This is a genomic window from Haemophilus sp. THUN1692, assembly GCF_059704395.1.
On sequence record NZ_AP046579.1, the window covers coordinates 1596965 to 1612511 of the forward strand.

16 protein-coding genes, 1 tRNA gene and 1 pseudogene are annotated in these 15547 nt (G+C 39.4%); 15 read left to right on the forward strand and 3 right to left on the reverse strand.

Annotated elements, in window-relative coordinates:
* A complete protein-coding gene (locus AC6H0A_RS08070) occupies window positions 1–429 on the forward strand; it encodes a F0F1 ATP synthase subunit epsilon (protein WP_005629232.1) in 429 nt (142 codons plus the stop codon).
* Between the two features lie 45 nt (window positions 430–474).
* Here the strand turns inward: AC6H0A_RS08070 and AC6H0A_RS08075 are convergent.
* The 3 genes and pseudogenes from AC6H0A_RS08075 to selA all read right to left on the reverse strand — a co-directional run bounded on the left by AC6H0A_RS08075 (window position 475) and on the right by selA (window position 4596).
* Window positions 475–1336 (reverse strand): annotated as a pseudogene (locus AC6H0A_RS08075) (DUF3298 domain-containing protein).
* 18 nt (window positions 1337–1354) lie between these two features.
* Window positions 1355–3214 (reverse strand): selenocysteine-specific translation elongation factor, encoded by a 1860-nt coding sequence (gene selB, locus AC6H0A_RS08080; RefSeq protein ID WP_005642572.1) that lies wholly within the window; start codon window positions 3212–3214, stop codon window positions 1355–1357.
* On the reverse strand, window positions 3211–4596 hold the full coding sequence (selA, locus tag AC6H0A_RS08085) for an L-seryl-tRNA(Sec) selenium transferase (protein WP_179231022.1): 1386 nt from the start codon (window positions 4594–4596) through the stop codon (window positions 3211–3213). Before selA ends, selB begins: the two co-directional genes overlap by 4 nt.
* 70 nt (window positions 4597–4666) lie before the next feature.
* Between selA and AC6H0A_RS08090 the strand changes: the two genes are divergently transcribed.
* From AC6H0A_RS08090 to AC6H0A_RS08155, 14 genes are all read left to right on the forward strand, one after another.
* Window positions 4667–4761, forward strand: a tRNA-Sec gene (locus AC6H0A_RS08090).
* 291 nt (window positions 4762–5052) lie between these two features.
* Window positions 5053–6300 carry a tyrosine-type recombinase/integrase gene (locus AC6H0A_RS08095; protein WP_179231023.1) on the forward strand — a complete coding sequence of 416 codons (1248 nt, stop codon included), beginning with the start codon at window positions 5053–5055 and terminating at the stop codon, window positions 6298–6300.
* A gap of 450 nt (window positions 6301–6750) precedes the next feature.
* Window positions 6751–7428 carry a hypothetical protein gene (locus tag AC6H0A_RS08100; RefSeq protein ID WP_179230901.1) on the forward strand — a complete coding sequence of 226 codons (678 nt, stop codon included), beginning with the start codon at window positions 6751–6753 and terminating at the stop codon, window positions 7426–7428.
* A 139-nt stretch (window positions 7429–7567) separates the two neighbouring features.
* Entirely contained in the window at window positions 7568–7771 is a 204-nt protein-coding gene (locus AC6H0A_RS08105) for a helix-turn-helix transcriptional regulator (RefSeq protein ID WP_005642577.1), read from the forward strand.
* 9 nt (window positions 7772–7780) lie between these two features.
* Window positions 7781–8041, forward strand: coding sequence for a helix-turn-helix domain-containing protein (locus tag AC6H0A_RS08110; protein ID WP_005642579.1), 261 nt, complete (start codon window positions 7781–7783; stop codon window positions 8039–8041).
* A 15-nt stretch (window positions 8042–8056) separates the two neighbouring features.
* A complete protein-coding gene (locus AC6H0A_RS08115) occupies window positions 8057–8368 on the forward strand; it encodes a hypothetical protein (protein ID WP_497512620.1) in 312 nt (103 codons plus the stop codon).
* An 18-nt stretch (window positions 8369–8386) separates the two neighbouring features.
* A complete protein-coding gene (locus tag AC6H0A_RS08120; RefSeq protein WP_005641961.1) occupies window positions 8387–8806 on the forward strand; it encodes a terminase small subunit in 420 nt (139 codons plus the stop codon).
* Window positions 8807–9223: 417 nt separating this feature from the next.
* Entirely contained in the window at window positions 9224–9997 is a 774-nt protein-coding gene (locus AC6H0A_RS08125) for an antA/AntB antirepressor family protein (RefSeq protein WP_179230904.1), read from the forward strand.
* 151 nt (window positions 9998–10148) lie between these two features.
* A complete protein-coding gene (locus AC6H0A_RS08130) occupies window positions 10149–11633 on the forward strand; it encodes a host cell division inhibitor Icd-like protein (RefSeq protein ID WP_257008505.1) in 1485 nt (494 codons plus the stop codon).
* Entirely contained in the window at window positions 11626–11874 is a 249-nt protein-coding gene (locus tag AC6H0A_RS08135) for a hypothetical protein (RefSeq protein ID WP_179230905.1), read from the forward strand. Before AC6H0A_RS08130 ends, AC6H0A_RS08135 begins: the two co-directional genes overlap by 8 nt.
* Window positions 11867–12070 carry a hypothetical protein gene (locus AC6H0A_RS08140; protein WP_179230906.1) on the forward strand — a complete coding sequence of 68 codons (204 nt, stop codon included), beginning with the start codon at window positions 11867–11869 and terminating at the stop codon, window positions 12068–12070. Before AC6H0A_RS08135 ends, AC6H0A_RS08140 begins: the two co-directional genes overlap by 8 nt.
* Window positions 12057–12749 carry a hypothetical protein gene (locus AC6H0A_RS08145; protein WP_179230907.1) on the forward strand — a complete coding sequence of 231 codons (693 nt, stop codon included), beginning with the start codon at window positions 12057–12059 and terminating at the stop codon, window positions 12747–12749. The genes AC6H0A_RS08140 and AC6H0A_RS08145 overlap by 14 nt, the downstream gene beginning before the upstream one ends.
* A complete protein-coding gene (locus AC6H0A_RS08150) occupies window positions 12742–13134 on the forward strand; it encodes a hypothetical protein (protein ID WP_005642346.1) in 393 nt (130 codons plus the stop codon). The genes AC6H0A_RS08145 and AC6H0A_RS08150 overlap by 8 nt, the downstream gene beginning before the upstream one ends.
* A complete protein-coding gene (locus tag AC6H0A_RS08155) occupies window positions 13122–15314 on the forward strand; it encodes a DUF927 domain-containing protein (protein WP_497512426.1) in 2193 nt (730 codons plus the stop codon). The genes AC6H0A_RS08150 and AC6H0A_RS08155 overlap by 13 nt, the downstream gene beginning before the upstream one ends.
* Window positions 15315–15547: the final 233 nt, after the last annotated feature.

Genomic DNA, 15547 nt, shown 5'->3' on the forward strand with positions numbered 1-15547 from the left:
ATGGCGACATTTAATTTAACAATAGTAAGCGCAGAGCGAAAAATCTTTGAAGGTGAAGTAAAACAAATTCAAGCAACAGGTGTTGAGGGGGAATTAGGAATTCTCCCTGGACACACACCATTGCTAACGGCAATTAAGCCAGGTATTGTTAAATTTACCCTTCAAGATGGAAATGAAGAAGTTATCTATGTTTCCGGTGGTTTTTTAGAGGTTCAACCAAATATTGTTACGGTACTAGCAGATGTTGCTATCCGTGGTAGTGAATTAGATGCTGATCGTATTCGCGAAGCAAAACGTAAAGCTGAAGAGAACATTGTATCTCATGCATCAGATGTAGATCATGATTTACTTGTTGCGAAACTTTCTAAAGAGTTAGCAAAACTTCGAGCTTATGAATTGACTGAAAAACTATTAAAAACAAGACGGTAATAAAAAAAGTGCGGTGAATTTTCACCGCACTTTTTGTTTGTTTCCTTAAAGAAATTTTACATAGTTATTTCGCTTAAATTCAGGTCTAAATAATTCTTCTAGTTGCCCAAAATAGAGCAACAAATCCTGCTCTCCTGCTGCGTAAGGAGCAATTTCATAGACATCATAAATAAAATGTACACCTCTTGAATCTAAGTAAATATTGTTCGATAAATTAAAACTATCGGCTCCAATAACAGGTTCATATTCCTTATTGCTATTATTATATTGTTCCCATAAAAGCGTTTTTACTTTCGGTAAATCTTTTTCATTAAATAAATCGTTTAATGTCAAAATATGGCGTGTAGTTAGATCAATCGTGAAATAGCGATTACCTTTTATCCCATGAGCACCACCTTCATAGTCATAAAAACTAATAGCAAAGGTTGCAAGTTTTTCTTTTTGCCCAACAAAATCTGTCCACATAGAATGAGAAATACCAAAAGATGGTGTTTCTTTTACTTCTTTTTTGTCTTCCTCAAAAGCTGTTTGATAACGTGCTACAAATTGTTCACGAGAAATATTTTTTGTTTCTTCGTTTTCAGTCAATTTTTTCCACAATAGATCATTAAGCAATCAATATTGGTTTTTATTGTTGAAATTGAATACTCAATTTTAGTTTCTTCAGACTGGTAATATTCTTTCGATTTAGGATATTTAATAATTTCAGATTGATTAAATATTTCATCATTTTCCACAAAAATTGCTGGACTGTTTTTTCTATTTGTTCTTTTAATTTGGTATTTTCAGCGCTGAGTTGTGCTACTGTTTGATTTAGTTGTTTTATTTTTGCTTCAGTATCTTTATCTTGGCAGCCTGTGAGTAATATGACAGAACTAATTAATGCAGCAATGAGTGTTTTTTTCATACTCTTTTCCTTTTTAAATCATAAATCAAAAACATTCTTATCGCGTAGAATATGGTCATTGCCTTTGCGGCGCAAAAATCCCATTCGGTCGAAATATTCCATCAGTTGAACGGTAAGTTTGCGCCCGAAATTCAATTTATCACGTACTTCATTTACGGATACTTTTCCTTTTTCTTCTGCGATTTGTTTGATGAGTCTTGCATAAGCATAAATGGTTTCAGTTAAGAAAAATCTATCTTTCACGATTGGCGTGAGGTAACCAAGTTTCCCCGCTTTATACATAAAATTACGCATAATAGATTCCTCAATAGCGAGCGCATTTGCCATATCTCGTACCCAAATTGCTTGACCGCTTGCTTTTTCAAACTCGTTTAATACATCTGTCCAACGTGATTTTTCTTCAGTATTAAACTGAATTTTATGCTCTGGTAGATGAATCCAGCCACGCGTTTGTTGTAATCGTCCATCATCAAGCATTTCATCGATAAAATGATGAATTAGATTTTCTGGCTGATTCAATGTCGCCATTCGATATAATCTGGCTTTGCTTACACCAAGTTGATCATTATGTTGCTCGTGATAGGTATTAAGCGCGGTTAAAATTTGCTGCGTTTTTTCTTGTACGTAATTAGTATTAAAACACCAATCTTGATAACGTACGGCGTCCCGCTCAGCGAGTGCTTTATCTAATTGCAAGGAAGTCAGTTGTTCCGTCCACATTAATTGACGTGCTGTTGTCGCATTATGTAGAAGGGTAAGTGCAATGCGTTGCGAAGCATTCTCTGCCAATGCTAAATTCGCTAGGAAATTTAACCGCACTTCAGTACGTTTATGACGTTTTGGCGAGTTAATTTCCAATACTCGTGCGCCAGCAATTAAGGTTTTTGTATCGCCACTGCGTAAAATAAGTTTGTCTCCGAAAGCCAAGAATAATGGTGAATCTAATATGATTTCAGCCAAAGTGCGGTCATTTTTAGCGGCATTTTTTCCCTGTAATAAGGTGAGCTTACCCGTAGTGTGACTCGCACCGTGATAAATATGCACAGGTTGGCTTTCATTTAATGGTACTTCAGCCAAAATTTGTATACTGATGCGATCTGTTGGTGAGAGAGGTTCATCCTGCAATAACCAATCGCCTCGTTTCATTGGTGTGCGGTCTAAGTCAGCATTTAAATTTAACGCTAAACGTTGCCCCGCAATACCTTGTTCGCTTGATGTATTTTGTGCGTGAATCGCTTTTACACGAACTTTCTGTCCAGTGGGAAGGTAAATTTCATCGTTTACTTTCACTGTTCCTGAAAAGGCTGTGCCTGTTACGACGGTACCCGCCCCTTTTACGCTGAATACTCGGTCTATTGCGTAGCGGAAAGGTTTCTGGGTATCAGATAATTCAGGTAGATTAGCTAAGTAATGACGTAATTCATTAATTCCTTGTCCCGTTTCTGCAGAGGTAACGAAGTAGTTAGCATCGCGTAAAAAATTGTAATCTTGTTTAATTGTTTGGATTAACGATTCTATTTGCTCTGAATTTGTACGATCTGCTTTTGTGATGACAACAATAATTTCGTGGAATTGCAGTTGGCGTAAGATTGCTAAATGTTCTTTCGTTTGCGCCGCAATACCTTCATCCGCAGCGACAATTAACATTGCATAATGCACGCCACCTAAGCCCACCAGCATATTTGACAAGAATTTCTCATGCCCAGGTACATCAATAAAGCCAAGTACTTTGTTTTCTAAAGGCAGATAGGCATACCCCAAATCAATGGTCATGCCGCGTTTTTTTTCTTCTGGTAAATGCGCAGTGCTTGTGCCAGTTAATGCTTTTAATAATGCTGTTTTGCCGTGATCAACGTGACCTGAAGTAACAATAATCATAGTTCATCCAATGTATTTAATAATGTTTCAATATCTGCAAGGCTACGTAAATCTAGCCAAATTTTTCCGTTTTCCATTCGGCCAATAATAGGTTGAGAAAGTTGTTTAAAGCGAGCTGAAAGTGCGGAAAGTTTTATGTTTGTTTTTTCTGCAATAGTGACAGCCACAGAAGGGATTCTTTCCATTGGTTGTGAGCCGCTACCGATTTGTGCTTGGCTATCTTCAATTTGAATTTCAAATTGTGAATTTAAGCGAGATTCTAACCGCTCTTTGAGACGCATAGCATTTATTTTGAGTTGTTCTAACGGTTGCGTGAGTAAGCGCAGAGTTGGTAATTTTTCAGTTAATTTTTCAGGATTTAAATATAAACGTAATGTGGCTTCTAAGCCTGCTAAAATGACTTTATCGCAACGTAATACACGCTTGAGTGGATGGGATTGTAATTGTTCGATCCATTCTTTTTTACCCACAATAATGCCTGCTTGCACACCACCAAGTAATTTATCGCCAGAGAAAGAGACCAAATCCACACATTGTGCTACTTTTTCTTGTACGGTTGGTTCTTTTGGTAGGCCATATTGGCTTAAATCAACTAATGCGCCGCTACCTAAGTCAGTTACTACAGGCACATTCATTTCTCGGCCTAGTTCCGCAAGCTCTTCTTCTGAAACTGAAGAGGTGAAACCACAAATTTGATAATTGCTACTATGCACTTTCATTAAAAAAGCCGTATTTTCAGTGATAACATTACGATAATCTTTCAGATGGGTACGATTAGTGGTGCCCACTTCCACTAAATGGCATCCAGCTTGTTCCATTATATCTGGAATACGAAATGCGCCGCCGATTTCAATTAATTCGCCACGAGAAATAATTACTTCTTTACCTTGAGCAAAGGTCGCCAGCATTAACAATACCGCAGCGGTGTTGTTATTCACTATACAGGCTGCTTCAGCACCTGTGAGTTTGCATAATAATTCACTGATGTAATTATCGCGATGACTACGCTTACCTTCATCTAAATCATATTCAAGCGAAACATTTTTTTGCATCGTAGAAAGGGCTGCCTGTTGTGCTGCTTCAGACCAAAGTGCCCGCCCAAGATTTGTGTGCAACACCGTACCAGTTAGATTATGCACCGCTTTGATTTGTACTTGGTTTTGTTTTTGTAGGCGAGAATGAATTTCTACAAAAGTGCGGTCAAAATTAGAAAAATATTCAGGAAGTTGATTATTTTTTTGAATAAATTGACGAGCTTGGGTTAATAATTCTCGACACATTGCCACGACTGCAGAGTGACCAAATTCGGTAATGAGTTGTAGGCCTTGGGGTGCTTTAAGAATTTTGTCAACGGAAGGTAGTTGTTGAAAAAGTGCGGTCATTTTTGAATCCGTTTAAAATAACGTTGAATTGCCGATTAATTTACGCTAAAGTAACTGCAATTTCAACCACGGAGGGGCGTCATCTCCGGTGAGGTGGCAGGATTTCAAATCCTGTTGAGGACGCCAGCGTTCTTGGGTGGGTTCAACTCCCATTCCCCTCCGCCAATCCATATAAACCTGCATAAACCCACGTAAATAATCCACCAGCAAAACCCAGTTAGAATAAGGCTTTATTGTAATTTGGCGTAATCGAACGTAAACTACCAGCAACGATTTTTAGTAACATTTTTTGTACTATATTTTGGCGATAGTACTATTTTTTTTGGATTTACTCCCAAATCTGGCTTAAATCTTCAAAAAACGATAGTACAAAAACAGAAATTCGCCTAAGTAAATCAATGTTTTAGAAATCGGTAAATAACAGCTATTCACTGTTTTTTGATGGTACTAAAATTTATGGCACGCATAATTCAACCCTTAACCGATACGAAGATTCGCACTGCTAAAGCGGACGATTTCCCCTTAAGAGATGGTAACGGCTTATCATTAGAACTTACAAATGCTGGCTCTAAGATATGGCGGTTTAACTATCAAAAACCTTTCACTAAAAAACGCACCAACATTAGCATTGGCAACTTAAAAGAAATGGGGCTTGCAGAGGCACGCATTAAGCGTGAGGAATATCGCGCCTTATTGCTTAAAGATATTGACCCTAAGGAATATGCAGACAAGCAACAACAAGAGGCTAACGACAAATTAAACCGCACTTTTGAAAAGATGGCTCATTTATGGTTCGAGGATAGAAAACTAAAAGCTAACTTTACCGAGCGCACAGCGAAAGATACGTGGGCTTTATTTGAACGCCACATTTTGAAAGCGTTAGGGGCTTATCCAATCGACAGAATCACGCCTTTAATAGCTATCAACGCATTTAAGCCATTAGAGAGAGAGGGAAAGTTAGAGACGGTTAGAAAAATCATCAATAACGTGAATTTTGTAATGCGCTACGCTTTGCATCGTGGACTGATTGAAACTAACAACCTTGCAAATATTGGCAATGAATTTGATAAGCCTATCACTAAAGGAATGAGCACTATACCACCTGAAGAATTACGGAGCTTTCTCGTTAAGTTTTATGAGGCAAGGGATAATAAGCGATTTTCGCCAATATCCTTTTATGCCGTGATGCTGACATTGCTCACAGGCAGCCGACCAAGCGAAATAGCAAAAGCCAAATGGAGCGATATTGATTTTGATACAGGTATTTGGAGTTATTTAGTACAGAAAGGCAATAAGAACCGACCAGAGGGGCGATTACATACGGTTACACTCTCTCGTCAAGCTATCGCAATCCTTAACAAAATGAAGATGATTAATGATGCGTTAGGGTTTAATACGCCTTTTGTTTTTCCTAGCGCACAAGCTAAGGACGGACACCTCACAATAGAGGCAATAAGGCAAGCTATCGTTAAATCTTACGGAGTGGGCAATCTAACCACGCACGGAGTAAGGCATTTACTTAGCACTGCATTGAATGAGCGAGAATATAACGCAGACTGGATAGAAAAGGCTTTATCGCATAGCGGTAAAAATGTAATTAGGCAGACTTACAATAAGGCGAAGTATTTACAGCAAAGGGCGCAGATGTTGCAAGATTGGGCAGATTTTGTAGAGAGCCAAGCACCTGCAAAAATAGTAGATTAAGCCACCACCGATAGCCGATAACAAGTAACGTTATCGGTTATTTTTTTGTCTATTTTTTTATATACCCCTTGTGATTTTTTTTATAAATCTTAATCACTTATTCACTTATTCACTTCTACTATTTATATCTTTTTGATTTTAAAGAAGAAAATAGAGTAAAAAGAGAAGTGATTAACAAGTGATAAAGTGATACATGAAATGAGTAAAGTTATTTTTTAACCAAAAAACAGAGAAATAAGGCTAATTGGAGAGTGAAGAATAGAGATGAAATTTCAAATGCTGGTGGCAGGTAAGGAAAGCGAAGATTTTTTATACTTGAACTGTACAAAATAGCAGGTAAAATAATAAACACACAGCAACCCGCAGAAACAGGCGTAAACAACTAAAAAGAGGGCGGGTAAATTATCGCTTTGTGTTTACTCCATATACTTTTTTATAACGACAGAGTGCATGAATATAAACTTACTAGATCCCGTTAGTTATTTTGAGTTATCGCAGCGTTATGAATATTTAAACTTTGCTTATATTTTTGAGGTGATTCTAAGTAAAATCGACTCACCTCAAGAGGCGGTTGCGTTCCTTTCTTTTCATTTGAAAGAATATCTAAAAAAAGGGAATTATTTTTTTGATTTAAAGGATTATGATCCTATTTGCGATTTCCTTCCACCCTCTACAATGCCAGAGCATCAAGTATCTAGAACCCTTAAAGCAATCATTGCAGCAAAAACAGCTCTAAAAGATGAAGTTAAAAAAGAATTAGAATGCATTGGCGTAAATCGATTAGCTCTAGAAAAGGTTATAGGGTTTTCATTGTTAAAATCAGAGCATATTAAGATTTTAGAGAACGGTAGTAACTTAAAAACAGAAACTGCTAATCAAGAAAAAGAAAATGTTTCAATTAGATTAAAACAAGCACTTAAACTATTTATTGCCGTCTCTTATGGCGAAGATGTGGCGTGTAAAATCCGCTCAAATATAGCGGAAAATGATACTACTCAAGGTGTTAAATATTCAGACGGGGCAATACAAAAGGCATTTGATAAGAAAGGCTATAAAGTACCGTTTTCAGGTCGTTACCTTGCAGATATGCTAAAAGATGTAGATATATCAGAGTTTAAAACCAACTAACCTACCAGCAAAAAATATTTAGGGGAAATTAAACCTTTTTAGGGGAAATTTCCCCTTTTCTATTATTTCCCCTACCACAATACCCCCGAACCGCACAGAACAAGTGGATTATTTCAGTTTATAAACACAAGGGGGATAAATGGAAAACCTATCACAAGCAGATCAAAACCGTCTTATTGCGATGTCTGAAATTCGCACGCTATCGGGTGGACTTTCTCACACTTACATTTACAAGCAAGTTAAAGCAGGTGCATTACCACCACCAGTAAAAATAGGTCGTTCTTCACGTTGGCGTTATGCCGATGTGATGACGTGGCTTAGTAGTTTTAAACCAGCAGCATAAGGCGGAATTATGGCAATCAATACAACTAGCGTTTATGAACAACAGAAATACATTTTGCAGTGCTTATATGTTCGCCCATACAGCACGAACGAATTGCGAGAGCTAGGAATTTACTTTCCACCAGCACGTATTAAGGAACTCAGAGATAAAGGCTTTCATATTGATACCTTTTACCGCAAAGAAACCGATTCAAGCGGATTATCGCACCGTGTGGGCGTGTATGTACTGCACCAAAATGAAGTAAGCCAAAATCATCAATATAACGACTAAGGAGCGACTGAAAAAATGACTAAGACAAATCAACAGACCAACACCGAAAAACGCGAGTATGCAACGCTATGGAGTATTTACCGAGCTATTGAGGAAACTTACGAAATAGCAGATGCAACATTAGATGGCAAAATTACCAAAACAGCCACCACCGAAGACGGGGAGAAAGTACAAATCCCATTCACTCACAAAGACGGCTTAGAGTTCGTTTTAGATAGATTAAGTGTAGTGCTATCAGATATTGACGACTTGAAACGGCAAATCGAAGTGCTGGCTATTCATCAAGAACACAAAGATGATGTGAATTATTTACCGCTGGTGGATTAACAGGCAAAGGAAGAAGAAATGATGAATGAATTAACGGTTAAACAAAGTGATTTTTGTCTGTTTTACATTGAAACAGGTAACGCAAGCGAAGCCTATCGCCGAGCCTATGACGCTGAAAATATGAAGCCTGAAACCGTCAATCGCCGAGCCTTTGATTTAATGGAAAACAGCAAGATTAAGGCAAGGATTGAGGCATTGCAGGTAGAACACCGCAAAGAACATAACATTACTGTGAGCGACATTCTGAACAAGCTAGAAGATATTTACAGCGAGGCAATGAAAAAGGGCAATCTATCCTCTGCAGTATCTGCCGTAATGGGGCAAGCAAAAGTTTTAGGCTTTGATAAACAAACAATCAATCTTGAGGGCGATATAAAACCCTTGCCAGCCGTGATTAACGTAACCTTTAGCGATGAACCCCAAGAGGAGAATTTATAGTGAAATGCACCATAGCAAAAAACAATCTTTTTCTACTTAAACAAGCCATTCAACACTATAGAAAATCGCATCAAATCTTCACGTTTATGAGCCTATACAGCGATAACGAGCCATACCCGATAGATGAGGTTATTGAAGTGTTAGAACAGCGCCTTGTAGCGATTCAGTGCGAAATAGACGACTTCACGAAGATGACAGCAGGGCTACGGAAGAACGAGCGATTAGAAACGAGTTTTTACACCACGAAAAAACACTTAGAGATGATGAGAAAAAGAAAACAGGAGATAGGCGATTAAAAATTTAGATTGTTCAGAGGATTTTAGACGGCTCAATTTCCAGCCGTCCTATTATCAGAATGAACACAATAAACGCCAGCCAATGTACCAAACAGCGCAAAGCAGCGTAAGGAAATAGACAATGAAAAATAGAATTGAACTAGATTTATCAGAGCTTGATACAAGCAAAGCAGAAATTATCAACCTATTAGCTAATCCGCAGAACCGTTTTAATGGCGTGAGCGGAATCAATGTTCGAGATGTGCACCGATTCTTAAAAGTGGGGCGGGATTATTCCACATGGATTAGAGCCAGAATCAAACAAGCAGGCTTTATCGAAAATCAAGATTTTGTGGTTGTAGAAAATTTGAGCTCCCCCGAATTGGTGAGCGCAAATAATGAACAGCTTTCACCGATGGCACGACCGCAAAAGCTGATTGATTATATCGTGTCTTTAGATATGGCAAAGCACCTATGTTTAATGGAAAAGAACGAAATAGGGCGAGCAATAAGACAGCATTTTATTGAGGCTGAAAAACAGCTAAGAACTTCATCACCTGCCATATATAAAAACACCCTATCAAAAACTATAGAGAGATTGGAAAGCATAGACCGAAACAAGGAAATGACCGATGCAATCAAGGCGCAATTGGTGCGGGCGGGCGTGAAACCTAAAGCCTATCACTACAGCCAAAATCAAGAAATGCTAGATAGCCTTGTTATTGGTTCAAATGTGCGGAAATGGAAAGCTAAACACAGCATTGTAGGCAATGTTCGAGATGCGTTTAATGTATCGCAACTGAAGCTATTAAAAACATTACAAACAACGAACACAGCCTTAATCAATCTTGATATGGGCTATCATGAGCGGAAAGGCAGATTATCCGAACTGGCAGAGCGTGAAAGAGCGGAATAAAGGAGAAACACAATGAATGACTTTACCGAGATGATGCAATTTCTAATCTTTATCGCCTTATTGCTGGTGGCTTTTAGCCTTGCATCAACCCTATAAAACAAAACGCCATAGGGAAACAAACAACCCTACGGCGTAACTAAGGAATTATCTTATGCAACCAATTAAACTAGGAATTAATATGAAGTTAATTCATCAACATTATAGCAATGATGAAAACTTTTACAATTTAAACCCTTTACAAAGTGCGGTGAAATTTGGCATTATTTCCCTGCAGTCGCAAAAAACGATTGCCGAGCCTCGAAACTCGACTTATTTACAATTGGCGCAGAGCACGCCTAAAGCGTGTTTTTTTATGCGTAACATTCGCACACCCAAAGAATTTGCGGATTTTGTTTTATCTATTCAAAATCCAATCTTTCTCTCAATGGTAGCGTGTAGCGGTAAAGGTTCGCCCTTTGCTGTGTTCCAATTGTCGCAGTTTTCGAGACCGTTACACGTTACCGCCAAAGCCTCGAAACTTTACGCGGTAACTCTCAAGTGTTTACAATTGGAGTTACGCAAAATGTATCAATTCATTTTCGCGCTTATTCGCGCACCTCAAATCAAAATCAGACTTCTTGCCGATAATGAACAACAAGCACGCTCACGTTTTACCGATGGCGATACCTTGTTATTCGTTGGCAGAATTAATCAAAACCCACTGAAAAACAACCGCACGTTTTCAACTAATGGAAATAATCACAGCTTGCCAGCGTTCCAGAAAGTCGCTATGATTTCCCTGCAATCAGAAAAAGTGATTGCCAGCCGTGACAAGCTGAATTTATACAAGGCGAACGATAGCACGCCATTAGACCGTGCTTTTTTTGTTCGTAACATTCGCACACCTAAAGAATATGCGGATTTTGTTTTTAATCTAAATCCGATCATTCTCTCAATGGTAGAGCGTAATGGGCAACCCTTAGTGGTTGGCTGCTTTCCTTGTATGGCAGTTTGTCACCCTGTTATGCTCTACCGCCCGACCGTGACAAGTCTAGCGGTAGTTCCTAAAAATTTATACAAGGACACCGCAGAAATGATTTACAAATTTCTTTGCGTCAATCGCACACAATCGCATTTTAACTTATGCGTCATATCTCTTAATTCCACCACCGAAGAACAGGCACGCTTGAGCCTATCTGCTGATTATCGTTTTATTGCGGTGGTGGCGAGAATCAATCCTCAAAATAACCGCACTTTAGCCGCGCGTTTTCCTCTCTCTGTAAATAATCACAGCTTGCCGAAATGTGAAGATGTAGGTAGTATTGAAAGCACTATTACACGAAAGGGCAACCGCAACCCTTATCAATGCGGTATTTTTTTACCTAAAATTCATTCCTTGCACGTTCCTGAAAAATCGGGTGCGTTGTCTTATATCGAATTTGCGGTACGGTTGAGAGATCGAAATAAGGCTTTAAGCACGAATCAGATCCGCTCTTTTCGTGGAGTAGTTGAGACCGTATCGCACCCTATGGGCGATACTTCCAAAAATACTAAACACGGAAATCCAACAATGAAAATCTACCCCAAAAACAACCGCACTTTAGCGGTACTTCCTACCCTTTCTGTATCTACTGAAATGGAGGTGGCACATGGCTAACCGCATTATCCAAGTAGAACAATGCCAGATTAATTTGTTAAAACTCCAGATGGATGGATTAAGTCAATTAGAAAGCATGTTATTGGCGTTATATATCAACCCTAATGTGTTCGATGAAATGGATTCTTTTGATATTGCCTACACTATCAAAGGTATTAAGAACCTATTGAGCTATATCAAGGTTGATATGGAAGAACGCATAGCTTTTATTGAAGGCGTACAGGAGGCAAGCAATGACTGAGCAAGTAAACCTACCCTATCAATTAATCTTTGTTTATGACGATGGCGACCAATTCATAGCGGGCAAATATGGCACGCTTAGAGAGGCGTTACAGGCAAAAATCAGATGTAAGCACGAAATAGGACAATCCGATATTTGCGGTCGAGTGTTAGAAGTGATCACGATTTTGAAAGGGGAAGAAAATGAAACCAACTAATGCAATGGCACAGCTTGAGCAATGGAAGAAAAACAACGAGCAAAGAAAGATAAATCAGTTCGTGAATGAAATGAACCATAAAGCCACCAGCAACAACGAAACCAAAAATGAATCGGTTAAAAGCGCGGTTAAAAACTGCGAAAGTGCGAAGCGATTTACCAAAAGGTTAGTTTCCTCACAATCCCTTGTAAATACTGGCGTTGTGAATGAAAACTGCGAAAGCAAACTGCGAAAGTATGAAGCAATTTGCGAAAGTAGCAAAGCGGTTAAAAATACGCAAGGAAACGCATGTAGCGAGGTTAAAAGCAAATATCAAGGGAAACTATATGCTAACCCCTTAGCCTTTCAATTTGCCCAGCTGACGCGCCAATTTAAGCTGATTTTAGATAGCAACCGTAAGTGCTTAGAAGTTTACCCCGATGATTTTCATCATAAGCTAAAAATGCGTGATGAAATGATGGACTTAATCGACCGACTAAAAGCGGGTGGAAAGCTCTTTAATGCGCTGGCTAAATCTCAAGGGGTAACATTTTGCCGAGACAATCAATCTACCCTAAAAGACTTTAATCAAGCTAACGGCTATTTGATTCATAAGTTCGGCAAGGTAGTGGCTCAAATTGAGCGACTAAATATTGAACACATCGAGGGCGAGAAATTACAGGGGGTGGGCAATGAGTAAAACCGCCTTTATTTTGACTGCTGGCTATCATGTTGTTGATGATTTATTTATGCTGACTGTTGTCGCAATGCGAGAAACCAAAGGGGATATTTTAAGCCTTCACCGCGCTTATGCTCGACAAGGGAAACTAACGAACGTCAGAGCCATTAATTTAAACCATTACACGCTAGAATTTGTCTTAGGCAATGCGCGAGCGCCCATTATTCACGCAGAGGGGAAAAGAGAACGTACAGATTTAGAGGAGGCGATAGCACCTTTTAAATCTATCTACCCTACTGCGCAAATTCGTGTGATTCAGTTTAAAGATACGTTTCTATTTAAGCAATGTGCAGGAATTGGATTAGGGATTGATGCAGCGCAAGGGGGCAAGAAATGGCTAAATTAATCAATGCCCCTTACGCTAAACAACAAGACCCCACAGGGCAAAGCCTTGTTACTATCTGCATAGGCACGCAAGCGCAAACCATCGCAAAGCATTTTAATGAAATGGGCAAAAGTGCGGTAGAAATTGAGTTAGAAAACACACTAGGCGAGCAAGGGAAATCATTCCCTTGCGTGGTGATTGATAGTGAGATTTTAGAGCATATAGAAAGTTATCGCATTGCGCCTAAAAATACCCAGTCTATCCGCTTAATACAGGCGAATAATGGCGTAGCCCTCTCAAATGAAACGCTTGAGCGTATTTATTTAAATATCGTGCAATCCACCAGCGCAGATAGTGTCATTTATTGCAATGAGGCGGGCGAAGTATTGGACGATGTAAGCCGATATATTCAACGGTTACGCAATGGAGACACCTATCACGGGGAAATTAAGCCAATTTGTGAACCTGTCCGAGATAACCACCAGCCCTACACCGAAAAACGCAAGGAGAATGGCATAGAGGGGCTTTTTAGGGTTGTGCCGAAGTTAGACAAGGACACGGGCGAAATGATGGATAAATGCGAATGGTTGGCTGATTGTGTTGATGTCGTGGGGATTGGGCTTTCTGATAGCGATTATTTTTCAATGCTTTCATTTCAAGCACAAGGCAAGCCCGAGCCGATTTTAATTGCCTTACCCTGGGCGGATATTGGCGAGCGTGCAGGCTGGCAATTACTCAAACAAAACGGGTTAAGAATTACCAATAGCCAACGCTTAAAACCGCATTTAGCCGATTTTCTTCAAGATACCCAGAACAAGCCGATTTATCAAATCGTAAATGAAACGGGCTGGCAATCAGACTTTAACGCCTATGTGCTGCCGAGTGGCGAGGTATTGGGAAAACCTGAACGCCCTCTTTATTTCAACAGCAAATCAACCACCAGCACAGGCTATCAAGCTAAAGGTACGCTAAGCGACTGGCAACGGGAAATAGGGCAATATCTCCGAGGCAACCATTCAATGATGCTGGGCGTGGCTTGTTCTTTATCCGCCCCGTTGATTGGCTTAATTGGTGCGGAAAGTTTTGGCGTACATTTATTTGGTAAATCCAGCGCAGGAAAAACCACCATAGCCAATATTGCAAGTTCAATTTATGGCGAGCCTGATTTAATCCGTTTATCGTGGAACGGCACAAGCCTAGGATTGATTAACGAGGCTTCTGCGCGTAATGATGGCTTTATTCCTCTTGATGAAATCGGACAAGGGGCAAGCAAAAAGCACGTAGAGCAAACCGCCTATGCGTTATTTAATGGTGTGGGAAAAATACAAGGTGCAAAAGACGGCGGAAACAGAGAATTAAACCGCTGGCGTATTTTGGCATTTTCTACGGGCGAGCAAGATTTAGAGCTTTATTTAAAACAAGACAATATCAAAACTAACGCAGGGCAATTAGTCCGCCTGTTAAATATCCCTATTACGCCCACTAGCACGTTTTATCATTTTGGCAATGGTAAAGCCCATGCCGACCATTTGAACGCAATGACAAGGCGTTACTACGGCACAATGGGCAGAGCGTGGATAGAATGGCTGCTTGAAAATAAAAGTGCGGTAGCGGTTGAATATGGGCGTTTAAGCGAACAATGGCAAGCGATGCTACCAAATGATGCAAGCTCACAAGTAAAACGAGTGGCAGGGCGATTTGCCATTTTAGAAACCGCTTTACAGTTGGCAGCGCATTTAACAGGCTGGGAAACAAGCGAAAATAAAACCGCACTTCTGCACGGATTTAATGAATGGATAAATGAATATGGGCTACATTCTCGAGAAGAAAAGCAAATCATTGAGCAGGTGAATGGCTGGCTTTTACGCAATGGGGCAAGATTTCTAGATTTTCCTTTCAATCCGAATCAGAAAGAACCAAACGATACGGCAGGCTATCGCCAGTTAGCCGACAGTAAAGAATTGCAAGAGAGCGAAAAATATTGGGTATTTCCGCAAGTTTATATTCAAGATGTTATCAAAGGCTTTAATGAAAAACAGGCAAATGAAATCTTATTGGGTGCAGGAATGTTAATACAGGGAAAAGAGAGAGGTCGTAAATACCTCAACCGTTTACCCAAAACAATAAGCGGAGGGAAAACTATCCGATGTTATGTGCTGGAAATCTTAAACGAGGACGAGGAAAGCGAAGAAATAGAATAAAAAGCCCATTTTGAAAGGTGTAGACTATCAATAATAAAGAGCAGATCATAATTGATTTGCTCTTTTTTTTATTCCACCAACGGAAAAAAACAAAAAAAATTTTTTCCGTGTGTAGATGAGTTAAAAAATATTGGGCATTTTGGGCACGAGAACAACAAAATATAAATATATCAATAACTTATAAAAAATAGCGTGCCCAAATTACCCCTTTCCGTGCCCAAAAATAGGCTTTC

Bases quoted from the DNA above. Each gene is read 5' to 3' on its own strand.
- AC6H0A_RS08070 (WP_005629232.1), top strand. From the start codon at position 1: ATGGCGACATTTAATTTAACAATAGTAAGCGCAGAGCGAAAAATCTTT.
- selB (WP_005642572.1), bottom strand. From the start codon at position 3,214: ATGATTATTGTTACTTCAGGTCACGTTGATCACGGCAAAACAGCATTA.
- selA (WP_179231022.1), bottom strand. From the start codon at position 4,596: ATGACCGCACTTTTTCAACAACTACCTTCCGTTGACAAAATTCTTAAA.
- AC6H0A_RS08095 (WP_179231023.1), top strand. From the start codon at position 5,053: ATGGCACGCATAATTCAACCCTTAACCGATACGAAGATTCGCACTGCT.
- AC6H0A_RS08100 (WP_179230901.1), top strand. From the start codon at position 6,751: ATGAATATAAACTTACTAGATCCCGTTAGTTATTTTGAGTTATCGCAG.
- AC6H0A_RS08105 (WP_005642577.1), top strand. From the start codon at position 7,568: ATGGAAAACCTATCACAAGCAGATCAAAACCGTCTTATTGCGATGTCT.
- AC6H0A_RS08110 (WP_005642579.1), top strand. From the start codon at position 7,781: ATGGCAATCAATACAACTAGCGTTTATGAACAACAGAAATACATTTTG.
- AC6H0A_RS08115 (WP_497512620.1), top strand. From the start codon at position 8,057: ATGACTAAGACAAATCAACAGACCAACACCGAAAAACGCGAGTATGCA.
- AC6H0A_RS08120 (WP_005641961.1), top strand. From the start codon at position 8,387: ATGATGAATGAATTAACGGTTAAACAAAGTGATTTTTGTCTGTTTTAC.
- AC6H0A_RS08125 (WP_179230904.1), top strand. From the start codon at position 9,224: ATGAAAAATAGAATTGAACTAGATTTATCAGAGCTTGATACAAGCAAA.
- AC6H0A_RS08130 (WP_257008505.1), top strand. From the start codon at position 10,149: ATGCAACCAATTAAACTAGGAATTAATATGAAGTTAATTCATCAACAT.
- AC6H0A_RS08135 (WP_179230905.1), top strand. From the start codon at position 11,626: ATGGCTAACCGCATTATCCAAGTAGAACAATGCCAGATTAATTTGTTA.
- AC6H0A_RS08140 (WP_179230906.1), top strand. From the start codon at position 11,867: ATGACTGAGCAAGTAAACCTACCCTATCAATTAATCTTTGTTTATGAC.
- AC6H0A_RS08145 (WP_179230907.1), top strand. From the start codon at position 12,057: ATGAAACCAACTAATGCAATGGCACAGCTTGAGCAATGGAAGAAAAAC.
- AC6H0A_RS08150 (WP_005642346.1), top strand. From the start codon at position 12,742: ATGAGTAAAACCGCCTTTATTTTGACTGCTGGCTATCATGTTGTTGAT.
- AC6H0A_RS08155 (WP_497512426.1), top strand. From the start codon at position 13,122: ATGGCTAAATTAATCAATGCCCCTTACGCTAAACAACAAGACCCCACA.